Source organism: Pseudoxanthomonas sp., assembly GCF_051953815.1.
GTDB lineage: Bacteria > Pseudomonadota > Gammaproteobacteria > Xanthomonadales > Xanthomonadaceae > Pseudoxanthomonas_A.
On record NZ_JBQCIJ010000051.1, the window covers coordinates 1 to 12,711 of the forward strand.

Here is a 12,711-nt window from a genome sequence, read left to right on the forward strand (position 1 = left end):
CCCCCCCCCCCCCCCCGCGGGTCTTCAGCCACGCGCCGCCGCTTCGATCTTCGCGACGTCCAGCTTGTGCATGTCCAGGAAAGAGCGCGTCAACCGATCCACCAGGGCCTGGTCGCCCGACGTCATCAGTTGGTCGAGCACCTGCGGCGAAATCTGCCAGGACAGTCCGAAACGATCCTTGCACCAGCCGCATTGCTCGGCTTCCGGCACCGTCGACAGTTTCGCCCAGTAGCGATCGATTTCGGCCTGGTCGCGGCAGGTCACCAGCAGCGAAATCGCCTCGTTGAAGGCGAAACCGTGCGAATAGCCGCTGTCCATCACCGCGAACCAGGTATCGCCGAGGTGGAAATCCGCGAACATCACCGTGCCGGCGCGATCGTTGGCGGTGTCCTCCGTGTAGCGGGCGACCTGGCCGACGCCCGAGTCGTCGAACACCGAGCAGTAGAACGTCATCGCCTCCTCGGCCTTGCCGTACACCTCGCCGGTGAACATCAACGCCGGCATGATGCGCGGACGGGCCGGCGTGCCCGGCGGACTGAGCATCAGCTGCCACGACAGGCCATAGCGGTCCCGCACCCAGCCGTAGCGCTCGCTGAAGGGATAGGCATCGAGCGGCATGAGCGCTTCGCCGCCGTCGATGAGGCTGGCCCAGGCCGCATCCAGATGCGCGCGCGCGCGTTCGTCGCGGGCGGGATCGAAATGGACCAGAAAGGAAATCGAGGGATTGAAGGTGAATACCGGGCCGGCGCTGATCGCCATGAATGGCTGGCCAGCGAGCGTGAACGACACGACGTCGCAATCGCCGGAGGGCGTGTCGCGCAGGCGGACGATGGAATCGACCTTCGAATCCGGAAACAGCGAACAGTAGAATTGCGCGACTTCGCGGGCCTGGGCGTCGAACCAGAGATGCGGGGTGATGGGCTTGACCAGGGACATGCGGACATTCTCCTGCGGAAGGGGGGTTTTCCTGTTCGACGAACCGGGATGCCGGAAATCGACATGCTCCCGCATCGCATGTAAAGCCACCGTCCCCTGCGCCGTTCCGCCCTGTGCGGTCGCGCCCGCTTCGCCGCCGGAACCGGCCTGGACGGTGTGCGAAGATGAGCGCCCGCGGCCTCCGGGCACGCACGCCCCTCGCGCAGCCAAGGCAATCATGTCCCGGAACCAAGCCCATGAACGACGATAACGACGACACCGTTCCGGTGCCGCCGGGTATCTGGGTGGATGCCGACGCATGCCCGGGGCCGGTCAAGGAAATCCTGTTCCGCGCGGCCGAACGCGCGCGGGTGCAGGTCACCCTGGTCGCCAACCAGTGGCTGCGCACGCCGCCTTCGCGTTACATCCGCGCCCTGCAGGTGCAGGGCGGCTTCGATGTGGCCGACGACGCCATCGCCGAACGCGCGCGCGCCGGCGACCTGGTGGTCACCCAGGACATCCCGCTCGCCGCCCGGGTCCTGGCCAACGGCGCGCAGGCGATCAATCCACGCGGCGACCGGTATACGCCGGACAACATCGCCGAGCGGCTGTCGATGCGCAATTTCATGGACGAACTGCGCGGCGCCGGTGTGCAGACCGGCGGCCCCGCCGCTTTCAATGCCCGCGATCGCCAGGCCTTCGCCAACCAGCTGGATCGCTGGCTGGCGGCGCGACGCTGAACCCGCGCGGATGCCTGCCTTGCCCGACTTCGAACTCCGGCCGCTCGTCCACCTCCTGCTGCACGTCGCGGTGCCGCTTGCCGTCGCCCGCGTGTTCTGGCCGAAGGAATGGAAGCGCGCCGCCGCGTGGATGCTGGCCGGCTGGTTGATCGATCTGGATCATCTGCTCGCGGATCCGATCTATGCGCCGGGGCGCTGCAGTCTCGGCTTCCATCCGCTGCACACCTGGCCCGCCGTCGCCGTCTATGGCGCGCTGGCGATCCCGCGCCGGACCCGCTGGTTCGGCATCGGCCTGCTCATCCATATCACGCTCGACGGACTGGACTGTCTTTTGATGTAGGTCCGCCGGTCGCGGGAACGAGGGCGCGGGCGCCCTCTCCCCGCGTCGCCTCAGCGCTGGTCGGACTTGCGCGGTTCCGGCTGCGGCGCGGACGGCGTCTGCCCGGTCGCACCCGCACCGTGGTTGACCAGATGCTGGGGCTTGCCCTTCAGGCGGCGCGGATCGTCATTGCGCTGCGGGGCGGCGCTGAGATCGCGCTTGGCGCATTTGCAGTAGGTCTGGCCACCGATGTTCTGGCACTTGTAGACCTCGTCCACGGCGCAGGACGCCGGCGGCGGATTGACGGGACCACCGGCCAGGGCGGCGCCGGCCAGCAGCAGGCCGGCCAGGGAGGTGGAGCTGACGATGAACTTGCGCATTCGGGTATCTCCTCGGTAAGGGTTGATGCAGGCCACCACCGGCCTGCATTTCCTCTACCGGCAAACCCGGCCGCCGGGCGTCATCGGATTTCATTCCGCGTGCGCCCGGCGGTGCCGCGCCGTTCACATATTGCGCCGGTACTCCCCGCCCACGTCGTACAGGGCGTGGCTGATCTGGCCCAGGCTGTGGGTCTTGACCGCTTCCACCAGCGCCACGAACACATTGCGGCGATCCCGCGCGGCCTTCTGCAGGTAGGCCAGGCCATGGCCGTCGTGCGGCTCGGCCTCGGCATGCTCTTCCAGCGCGGTGGAATGCGCGTGGTCGGTTTCGCCTTCCGGGGCCAGCCCGTTGCGCGAGGCCTGCCAGGCGCGCACGTTGGTGATCTGCTGTCCCTTCTCCTCCTCGGTCGAACGGATCAGTTCGATCTCGGTGGCGATCTCGCCGCCGTGCTCCTTGGGCAGGAAGGTGTTCACGCCCACCAGCGGCAGGCTGCCGTCGTGCTTCTTGTGCTCGTAGTACAGCGACTCTTCCTGGATCTTGCCGCGCTGGTACATGGTGTCCATCGCGCCGAGCACGCCGCCGCGCTCGCTGATCGCCTCGAACTCCTTGTAGACGGCCTCCTCGACGATGTCGGTCAGGTACTCGACCGCGAAACTGCCCTGCCAGGGGTTCTCGTTGAAGTTGAGGCCCAGTTCCTTGTTGATGATCATCTGGATCGCCACCGCCCGGCGCACGCTTTCCTCGGTCGGCGTGGTGATCGCCTCGTCGTAGGCGTTGGTGTGCAGGCTGTTGCAGTTGTCGAACAGCGCGTACAGCGCCTGCAACGTCGTGCGGATGTCGTTGAACTGGATTTCCTGGGCATGCAGCGAACGGCCCGAGGTCTGGATGTGGTACTTCATCATCTGGCTGCGCTCGTTGGCGCCATAGCGCTCGCGCATCGCGCGCGCCCAGATGCGACGGGCCACCCGGCCGATCACGGTGTACTCGGGATCCATGCCGTTGCTGAAGAAGAACGACAGGTTGGGCGCGAAGTCGTCGATCTTCATTCCACGCGCCAGGTAGTACTCGACGATGGTGAAGCCGTTGGACAGGGTGAACGCCAGCTGCGAGATCGGGTTCGCGCCCGCCTCGGCGATGTGATAGCCCGAAATCGACACCGAGTAGAAATTGCGCACGCCGTTGTCGACGAAGTACTGCTGGATGTCGCCCATCATGCGCAGGGCGAACTCGGTGCTGAAGATGCAGGTGTTCTGCGCCTGGTCTTCCTTCAGGATGTCGGCCTGCACGGTGCCGCGCACGGTCTTCAGGGTCTCGGCCTTGATCCGCGCGTAGGTTTCCGCGTCGACCAGCTGATCACCGGTCACGCCCAGCAGCCCCAGGCCCAGGCCGTCGTTGCCGGCCGGCAGATCGCCGGAGTAGCGCGGGCGCTCGCGACCGGCGAACAGCGCGTCCAGCTTCTCCTGCGCCTCGGCCCAGCGGACGGGGTCGGCCTTCAGGTACTTCTCCACCTGCTGGTCGACGGCTGTGTTCATGAACATCGCCAGGATGATCGGCGCCGGCCCGTTGATGGTCATCGACACCGAAGTGGTCGGCGCGCACAGGTCGAAGCCCGAGTACAGCTTCTTCATGTCGTCCAGCGTGGGGATGTTGACGCCGGAATTGCCGATCTTGCCGTAGATGTCCGGACGCGGCGCCGGATCCTCGCCGTACAGCGTGACGCTGTCGAAAGCGGTGGACAGTCGCGCGGCCGGCTGGCCCAGGCTCAGGTAGTGGAAGCGGCGGTTGGTCCGCTCCGGCGTGCCTTCGCCTGCGAACATGCGGATCGGATCCTCGCCGGTGCGGCGGTACGGATACACGCCGCCGGTGTACGGATAGCTGCCCGGCAGGTTCTCCTTCTGCAGGAAGGTTAGCAGTTCGCCCCAGCTGTGGTACTTCGGCGCGGCGATCTTGGGAATCTTCTGGTGGCTGAGCGATTCGCGGTAGTTCTCGATGCGGATGGTCTTGCCGCGCACTTCGTACTCGTTGACCTCGTCGGTCGCCGCCTTCAACCGCGCCGGCCACTCGCGCAGCAGCTTCAGCGCCTCGCTGGACAGCGACTGCACGGCGTCCTGGTAGCGCTGGCGCAATGTCAGCAGGGAGCGATCCACGGGAATCGCTCCCTCCCCCGCAGGCGGGGGAAGGAGATCTTCGGCGGCGTAGAGATCGAGGGCCTTGGGAAGGGCCGGATCGTCCAGATCACGCAGCGACTGCCAGTACGATTGCGCGCGGCTGGCGGTCTCCGCCTCGGTCTCGATGCGTCGGTTGATGCCACGTCCCTGTTCGGCGATCTCGGCCAGGTAGCGCACGCGCGCACCGGGAATCAGCACGGTCGCGCGCGGCTCCTTCAGTTCGGTGTCGATGTCCGGCGTCCACTTCTCCGCCGGCAGGTGCAGCTTTTCGCGCAGCAGCCGGCACAGGTTGGCGAACATCCAGCTGATGCCGGGATCGTTGAACTGGCTGGCGATGGTCGGATAGACCGGCACGTCGGCGTCCGGGGTCTGGAACGCCACCCGGTTGCGCTTCCACTGCTTGCGCACGTCGCGCAGCGCGTCCTCGGCGCCACGCTTGTCGTACTTGTTCAGCACCACCAGTTCGGCGAAGTCGAGCATGTCGATCTTCTCCAGCTGGCTGGCCGCACCGTAATCGCTGGTCATCACGTACATCGGGAAGTCGACCAGGTCGACAATCTCCGAATCGCTCTGGCCGATGCCGGCGGTCTCGACGATGATCAGATCGAAACCGAGCGACTTCAGGTAGGCGATGCAGTCCTTCAGCACCGCGTTGGTCGCCACGTTCTGGCGGCGGGTGGCCATCGAACGCATGTAGATGCGCTCGCTGCGCAGCGAATTCATGCGGATGCGATCGCCGAGCAGCGCGCCGCCGGTGCGGCGGCGGGTCGGGTCCACCGAAATCACCGCCATCCGCATGTGCGGGAAACTCGACAGGAAGCGGTTCATCAACTCGTCGGTCACCGACGATTTGCCGGCGCCGCCGGTACCGGTGATGCCGATCACCGGCGTGCCCGTGCGGGATTCGAGATTGGTGATGACCGGCCCCGCGGCTGTTGAAAGCCGGGATTCGGTGGAACGCGGGTTGGCCCACTGGCGTCGCAAGCCGGCGAGTTCGGCTTCGCTGAAATCGCCGTCCTCGATGCGGCTGAGCATGCGCCCGATGGCCGCTTCGTCGCCGGCGGAGGCAGGCGCATCCTGCGGGTCCCCGGTCCCCGTTCCCGAATCCCGGGCCGCGCCCGCGCGCCCCACCACGTCCTCGATCATCTCCACCAGCCCCATCTTCATGCCGTCGTTGGGGTGGTAGATGCGCTCGACGCCATAGGCCTGCAGCTCGGCGATCTCCTCGGGGGTGATGGTGCCGCCACCGCCGCCGAACACGCGGATATGGCTGGCGCCACGTTCCTTGAGCATGTCGACCATGTACTTGAAGTACTCGACGTGGCCGCCCTGGTAGCTGGACAGGGCGATGCCGTCGGCATCCTCCTGCAGCGCGGCGCGCACCACGTCCTCGACGCTGCGGTTGTGGCCCAGATGGATCACTTCGGCGCCCTGCCCCTGGATCAGGCGGCGCATGATGTTGATCGCTGCGTCATGGCCATCGAACAGGCTGGCCGCAGTGACGAAACGCAGCGGCGAAACATCCGCGCGTGCTGCTGGAAGCTGGGAAGCCGGTGTGCTCATTCGCGCCCTCACTCGCGTATTGCATGCATTAGAGGCGGAATTGTAGCGCGCGGCGGAGTTCCGCCCCATGACGCCCAGGGCGGAAGGACCCTACGCCGCCGTCTGGCGCGGCGGCGCAGTCGCGATCAAACGCCTGTTCAGGCGAAGCCGTATGGCAGGTTCGGCGTGGACACCACGCGCTGCCCCACCGCGCGGCCATCCAGGTAGGACATCGCCGCGGCGATGACGCCGGGATCGGTGAGGATGCGGTGGTGTCCCAGCCCGGTGGTGCTCAGCAGGCGCGCCTCGGGCCAGTAGCGCGCATAGCGCTCGCCTTCGGACCAGGGCACTTCGCGATCCTCCAGGTCGTGCACGATCAAGGCGGGGCTGGCGATGCGCGGCGCGTTGAGATGGGCCTGGAAGCCATCGACGGCCATGCCGGTCAACGATTCGAATTCGTCGAACAACCGCGCCGACAGGTGCGTCGCCAGACCGACGAAACCGCCAAAGCGCTGCGCCGCCGCAATCGGGTCGGCCGCCGGCGCGATCAGGATCGCGCGTTCGGCCTTCAGGCCACGCGCGAGCGCGATCATCGCGGCCGCGCCGCCGAGCGAATGCGCCACCAGTGCCTGCACCGTGCCGAAACGTTCGCCAAAACGGTGAAGAACGTCGGCGAACATCGGCAGCGTCGCCCGATAACCGCTGCTGCGGCCATGCGCGATCTGATCCAGCGCGACCACCGCGTAACCCGCGCGACGCAGCGGCTCCACCCACGGCAGCAGTTGCAACGCGTAGCCCGACCAGCCATGCGCCAGCAGCGCGACCGGCTGGCGTTCGGGATCGCCCCAGGCATACCAGGCCAGTCGTTCGCGGCCATGCACGAAGGATTGCACGCGGGCGCCCCAGGTCTCGCTGCGGCGCGCCTTCTCGCGCCCGCCCGGCATCGGCGTGCCGAACAGACGGAAGGCGCGCTGGAGTGTGGCCTCCGGCATCAGCCAGCTGCCGACGGCGAATGCGGAGCGCAGCGGCAGCAGGCGGGCATTTTTACGAACGGTCGTGCTTTTTTGTGGCGAAACGACGGCGGCCATGGGGGGTCTCTCCGGATCAGGCGGCGTAGGAGGCGAACAGATGGTCGAGCGCCCGCCGGGCCAGGGCTTCGGCCTGGGCGGGGTCATACAGGCGGGCGTTGTGCAGCCCTTCGGTGATGGCGAACAACTGGAACGACACCAGCACCGGATCGGTGTCGGCGGCCAGCTCGCCGCTGTCGATGCACATCTGCGCGGCCCTGGCGACCACGCCGCGCCATTCGGTCAACCAGGCGACCACGCGCTCGCGCATCATCCCGGGACGGGCGTCGTACTCGTTGGCCGCGCCGAGGATCACGCAGCCATCGGGATTGGCCCGGACCCAGTCGAACCAGCCGTCCATGATCGCGCGCAGCCGCGCCAGTCCGCGCGGCTGGCGCAGGGCCGGCGCCATCACCGCCTCGCCGAAACGGCGCGCGGTCCAGTCCAGCACGGTGATCTGCAGATCCTCGCGGGACCCGAAATGGGCGAACACGCCGCTCTTGGACATGCCCGCGGCCTGCGCCAGTTCGCCGATCGACAGCCCTTCCAACCCCTGCCGGCAGGCGATGGCGTAGGCCCGCTCGACAATCATCTCGCGGGTGGCGGTGCCCTTGCTGGTGGCGGCGCACAGGTTCATGGGCGGAAAAATAGCACGGTCGTTCGCATAAGTCAGCCCGCCCGGGAGGGGCACGAAAACGGGATCCGGTCCACAAACTGCCCCCCATCGCCCGTATGGATTAGAATGCCCGCCTGCGACGACCACGGCGAGCCGGAAACGTCGCTTTTTTGTTTTGTGAACAAGCGGTTAGCCAAAGCCACTCGGCGTAGCCAGCGGCCCCACGCCGCACGGAGCCCCAGATGATCTTCGAAACCCTCGATACGTCCGGCCACGAGCAGGTCGTCTTCTGCCACAACCCCGACGCCGGCCTGAAGGCCATCATCGCGGTCCACAGCACGGTCCTGGGTCCGGCCCTCGGGGGCGTGCGGATGCGGCCCTACGCCGACAGCCAGGCGGCGCTGACCGACGCGCTCCGGCTCAGCCGCACGATGACCTACAAGAACGCCCTCGCCGGCCTCAACGTCGGCGGCGGCAAGGCGGTGATCATCGGCGACAGCACCGCCGACAAGACCGAGGTGCTGTTCCGCTCGTTCGGCCGTTACGTCGATTCGCTGGGCGGCCGCTACATCACCGCCGAGGACGTCGGCACCGACGTCAACGACATGGAGAACGTCTACCGCGAGACCGAATACGTGGTCGGCGTGCACCAGGTCCACGGCGGTTCGGGCGATCCGGCGCCGTTCACCGCCTACGGCGCGCTGCAGGGCCTGATGGCCACCCTCAACCGCAAGTTCGGCAACGAGGAAATCGGCAAGTACAGCTTCGCCGTGCAGGGCCTGGGCCACATCGGCATGGAGTTCGTCAAACTGCTGAAGGAACGCGGCGCCAAGCTGTTCGTCACCGATCTCAACCCCAAGCTGGTGGAGTACGCGGTGGAGGAATACGGCGCCGAGGCGGTCAAGCCGGATGAAATCTACGATCTGCCGGTCGACGTGTTCTCGCCCTGCGCCCTGGAGTACGCGGTCAACGCCGAGACCCTGCCACGCCTGAAGGCCAAGGTCATCTGCGGCACCGCCAACAACCAGATGTCGCACGTCACCGGCGTCGAGGCCGCCAAGCGCGGCATCCTGTATGCGCCGGACTACGCGGTGAACGCGGGCGGCGTGATCAACGTGTCGCTGGAAATCGACGGCTACAACCGCGAGCGGGCGATGCGGATGATGCGCACCATCTACCACACGGTCGGCAAGATCTTCGACCTGGCCGAACGCGAGAACATCGCGCCCCAATACGCCGCCGACCGCATCGCCGAGGCGCGCATCGCCGCCATCGGCAAGCTCAAGCTGCCGCTGGGCCGGACCGCACCACGCTTCATGGGGCATCTGCGCGGAGAGCGTTGATCGCCGGCATCCACAGGCCGCAATAGGAGGGAGGACCGAATGCGACCCGTTTCAATCGCTGCTTTTCCACTTGGCGAGGAAATCGACGCGCTGCGCGACGCCGTGCGCCGTTTCGCGGATGCCGAGATAGCCCCGCGCGCCGCGCAGATCGACCACGACAACGTGTTCCCGCAGGACCTGTGGCCCAAGCTGGGCGAAATGGGCCTGCTGGGCATGACCGTGGACGAGGCTTTCGGCGGCAGCGGCATGAGCTACCTCGCGCACCTGGTGGCGATGGAGGAAATCTCGCGCGCCTCCGGTTCGGTGGGCCTGAGCTACGGCGCGCATTCGAACCTGTGCGTGTCCAACCTGTTCCTCAACGGCAGCGACGCCCAGCGCCGCAGGTACCTGCCGAAGCTGTGCACCGGTGAGTGGAAGGGCGCGCTGGCGATGAGCGAGCCCGGCGCCGGTTCCGACGTGGTCGGCTCGATGGGTTGCCGCGCCGAACTGCGCGACGGCGTCTGGGTCGCCAACGGCAACAAGATGTGGATCACCAACGGGCCGGAAGCCGACGTGCTGCTGGTCTACATGCGCACCGCCGGCAAGGAAGCAGGCAGCAAGTGCATGACCGCCTTCATCGTCGAACGCGGCATGAAGGGTTTCTCCACCGCGCAGAAGCTCGACAAGCTGGGCATGCGCGGCAGCAACACCTGCGAACTGGTGTTCGAGAACTGCGAGATTCCCGCCGATAACGTGCTGGGCGAAGTGCACCAGGGCGTGCGCGTGCTGATGAGCGGCCTCAACACCGAGCGGCTGGTGCTGACCGGCGGCCCGATCGGCCTGATGCAGGCGGCGATGGACATCACCCTGCCCTACGTGCGCGAACGCCGCCAGTTCGATTCGCCGATCGGCACCTTCGGGCTGATGCAGGGCAAGCTCGCCGACATGTACACCGCGCTGCAGTCCAGCCGCGCCTTCGCCTACCAGGTCGCCCGCGACTACGACGCGGGCCACGGCTCGCGCGCCGCCGCGGCCGGCTGCCTGCTGCATGCCTCGGAAGCCGCGGTGCAGGTCACCCTGGAAGCCATCCAGGCCCTGGGCGGCAATGGCTACATCAACGAGTTCGACACCGGCCGGTTGCTGCGCGACGCCAAGCTGTACGCCATCGGCGCCGGCACCAACGAAATCCGCCGCATGCTGATCGGCCGCGAACTGTTCGACGGCCGCGCCTGAGCTGAACAGGCATCCCGCCGCCGCCCGGCCCGCCGGGCGGCTCTCCCCTGTCCGAATGGCCGATTGCTGCACCGCACCGCGAGCGGGATAATCCGGCCACCCCTACACGAGGTTCCGTTTCATGTCCGATATCGTCATCGCCGCCGCCAAGCGCACCGCCATCGGTTCCTTCATGGGCCAGTTCACCGGCGTGCCGACCCCGACCCTGGGCGCGGCGACCATCCGCGCGGCGCTGGAACAGGCCGGCGTTCCCGCCGCCGACGTCTCCGAAGTCATCATGGGCTGCGTCCTGCCCGCCAACCTGGGCCAGGCGCCGGCCCGCCAGGCCTCACTGGCCGCCGGCCTGCCGACCGCGGTCGGCTGCACCACCATAAACAAGGTCTGCGGCTCGGGCATGAAGGCCATCATGCTGGGCCACGATCTGATCAAGGCCGGCTCGGCCAGCATCGTCGTCGCCGGCGGCATGGAGTCGATGACCAATGCCCCGCACATGATTCCGAACTCGCGCACCGGCAACCGCTTCGGCAACTTCCAGGCGGTCGACCACATGGCGTGGGACGGCCTGACCAATCCGTATGACGGCCAGGCCATGGGCGTGTTCGCCGAAGCCACCGCCGCCAAGTACGGCTTTACCCGCGAGGAGCAGGACGCCTACTCGACCGAGTCGGTCAAGCGCGCCCAGGCCGCCCAGCAGTCCGGCGCCTTCGACGGCGAAATCGTTCCGGTCAAGGTCGCCACCCGCAAGGGCGAGGTCGAGGTCAGCACCGACGAGCAGCCGGGCAAGTCCGATCTCGCCAAGATCCCGACCCTCAAGCCGGCGTTCAAGAAGGACGGCACCGTCACCGCGGCCAGTTCGTCGAGCATTTCCGACGGCGCCGCCGCCACCGTGCTGCTAACCGCCGAGGAAGCGGCCAGGCGCGGCCTGCAGCCGCTGGCGAAGATCGTCGGTCACGCGACCTTCTCGCAGGAGCCGGAGTGGTTCACCACCTCGCCGGTCAGCGCGATCGACAAGCTGCTCAAGCAGGTCGGCTGGACGGTGGACCAGGTGGATCTGTTCGAGGTCAACGAAGCCTTCGCCGTGGTCGCCATGGCCCCGATCAAGGACCTCGGCATCCCGCACGCCAAGCTCAACGTCAATGGCGGCGCCTGCGCACTCGGCCATCCCATCGGCGCCTCCGGCGCGCGCCTGGTGGTGACCTTGATCAACGCCCTGCGCCAGCGTGGCGGCAAGCGTGGCGTGGCTTCGCTGTGCATCGGCGGTGGCGAAGCGACCGCCATCGCGGTGGAAATCGTCTGAGTCCCACCCCGGCCCGAGCGGTCGCGGCATTCCCCGTGGATGCCCGACCGCATGCCGTTTTGGCGGTTCGATGGTCGCTTTAACGAAGGTTTGACAAAAATAACCAGCGGACCGCTTGACAGGCGTAACTGGCTTGTCATCATGTTGCAGGCGCGCAATAGCGCGTTGCCTAACTAACGACGAGGAAATGCAACATGACCATGAACAAGGCTCTGATCGCGCTGGCTCTGGGTTTCGCCCTGGCTGCGTGCTCGAACCAGGAACAGGCTGCTGACGCCGCTGCCGACGCCAACGCCGCTGCGACCGAAGCCCAGGCTGCCGCCGACGCCGCCGCCCAGGCCGGCACCGCGACCGCCGACGCCGCCCAGCAGTCGGCCGACGCCGCTGCCACCGCTGCTGACGCTGCCGCCACCGCCGCCACCGACGCCGCTGCCGCTGGCACCGCCGCCGCTGCCGACGCTGCTGCCGACACCGCTGCTCAGGCTTCCGACGCCGCCGGCCAGGCTGCCGACGCTGCCAAGGACGCTGCCGCTCCGGCCGAAGAAAAGAAGTAATCACTTCTTAGCTTCATAGCGTTAAAATTGAAAAAGCCGCCGGTTGATTGGCGGCTTTTTCTGTACCCGGGCCCGGGCACTGGCGCCGCTGTTCCCAGCGGGCAAGGACGCTCACCCGTTTTGCTCTCAACCGAAACCTCACTGGGGATCCAAATGAAGACCAAGTTCTACATCCTGCTGGCCGCCGCCGTTCTGGCCCTGAGCGCCTGCAACAAGAGCGAAACCACCGACGCCGCCGCGACCGACGCCGCTGCCGCCGCCGACCAGGCTGCCACCGCCGCCGGCGACGCCGCCGCTGCTGCCGGTGACGCCGCTGCCGCCGCTGGCGACGCCGCCGCTGCTGCCGCCACCGACGCTGCTGCCGCCACCGCCGACGCCGCCGCCCAGGCTGGCGACGCCGCTGCCGCTGCCACCACCGACGCTGCCGCCACCGCTGCTGGCGCCGTGGCCGACGCTGCCCAGGCGACCGCCGACAAGGCTGCCGAAGTGGCCGACAAGGCTGACGCCAAGGCCGAAGAAGCCAAGAAGTAATCGTCCGGCCAACGCCGAACACGACA

The 12,711-nt window shown here is 67.4% G+C and carries 12 protein-coding genes; 7 read left to right on the forward strand and 5 right to left on the reverse strand.

What is annotated here, in order from left to right:
* Positions 1-24: 24 nt before the first annotated feature.
* Positions 25-936 (reverse strand): VOC family protein, encoded by a 912-nt coding sequence (locus tag ACTHN1_RS16005; RefSeq protein ID WP_440471931.1) that lies wholly within the window; start codon positions 934-936, stop codon positions 25-27.
* Between the two features lie 236 nt (positions 937-1,172).
* Between ACTHN1_RS16005 and ACTHN1_RS16010 the strand changes: the two genes are divergently transcribed.
* Both ACTHN1_RS16010 and ACTHN1_RS16015 read left to right on the forward strand, forming a co-directional pair.
* A complete protein-coding gene (locus ACTHN1_RS16010; RefSeq protein ID WP_440471932.1) occupies positions 1,173-1,655 on the forward strand; it encodes a YaiI/YqxD family protein in 483 nt (160 codons plus the stop codon).
* 10 nt (positions 1,656-1,665) lie between these two features.
* A complete protein-coding gene (locus ACTHN1_RS16015) occupies positions 1,666-1,995 on the forward strand; it encodes a DUF6122 family protein (protein WP_440471933.1) in 330 nt (109 codons plus the stop codon).
* A 50-nt stretch (positions 1,996-2,045) separates the two neighbouring features.
* Here ACTHN1_RS16015 and ACTHN1_RS16020 read toward each other — a convergent pair whose 3' ends face one another.
* The 4 genes from ACTHN1_RS16020 to ACTHN1_RS16035 form a co-directional block, all read right to left on the reverse strand.
* Positions 2,046-2,354, reverse strand: coding sequence for a hypothetical protein (locus ACTHN1_RS16020; RefSeq protein WP_440471934.1), 309 nt, complete (start codon positions 2,352-2,354; stop codon positions 2,046-2,048).
* Positions 2,355-2,477: 123 nt separating this feature from the next.
* Positions 2,478-6,086, reverse strand: a complete 3,609-nt coding sequence (locus tag ACTHN1_RS16025; protein WP_440471935.1) for a methylmalonyl-CoA mutase family protein — start codon at positions 6,084-6,086, stop codon at positions 2,478-2,480.
* A 137-nt stretch (positions 6,087-6,223) separates the two neighbouring features.
* A complete protein-coding gene (locus ACTHN1_RS16030; protein WP_440471936.1) occupies positions 6,224-7,153 on the reverse strand; it encodes an alpha/beta hydrolase in 930 nt (309 codons plus the stop codon).
* A gap of 16 nt (positions 7,154-7,169) precedes the next feature.
* The gene (locus ACTHN1_RS16035) at positions 7,170-7,769 is read right to left on the reverse strand and encodes a TetR/AcrR family transcriptional regulator (RefSeq protein WP_440471937.1); all 600 of its coding nucleotides are present in this window, start codon (positions 7,767-7,769) and stop codon (positions 7,170-7,172) included.
* 221 nt (positions 7,770-7,990) lie between these two features.
* Between ACTHN1_RS16035 and ACTHN1_RS16040 the strand changes: the two genes are divergently transcribed.
* From ACTHN1_RS16040 to ACTHN1_RS16060, 5 genes are all read left to right on the forward strand, one after another.
* The gene (locus ACTHN1_RS16040; RefSeq protein ID WP_440471938.1) at positions 7,991-9,091 is read left to right on the forward strand and encodes a Glu/Leu/Phe/Val dehydrogenase dimerization domain-containing protein; all 1,101 of its coding nucleotides are present in this window, start codon (positions 7,991-7,993) and stop codon (positions 9,089-9,091) included.
* Positions 9,092-9,130: 39 nt separating this feature from the next.
* Positions 9,131-10,303 carry an acyl-CoA dehydrogenase family protein gene (locus ACTHN1_RS16045; protein WP_440471939.1) on the forward strand — a complete coding sequence of 391 codons (1,173 nt, stop codon included), beginning with the start codon at positions 9,131-9,133 and terminating at the stop codon, positions 10,301-10,303.
* Positions 10,304-10,424: 121 nt separating this feature from the next.
* On the forward strand, positions 10,425-11,600 hold the full coding sequence (locus ACTHN1_RS16050; protein ID WP_440471940.1) for a thiolase family protein: 1,176 nt from the start codon (positions 10,425-10,427) through the stop codon (positions 11,598-11,600).
* Positions 11,601-11,794: 194 nt separating this feature from the next.
* Positions 11,795-12,154 (forward strand): hypothetical protein, encoded by a 360-nt coding sequence (locus tag ACTHN1_RS16055; protein WP_440471941.1) that lies wholly within the window; start codon positions 11,795-11,797, stop codon positions 12,152-12,154.
* Positions 12,155-12,307: 153 nt separating this feature from the next.
* The gene (locus ACTHN1_RS16060) at positions 12,308-12,685 is read left to right on the forward strand and encodes a hypothetical protein (protein WP_141452496.1); all 378 of its coding nucleotides are present in this window, start codon (positions 12,308-12,310) and stop codon (positions 12,683-12,685) included.
* Positions 12,686-12,711: the final 26 nt, after the last annotated feature.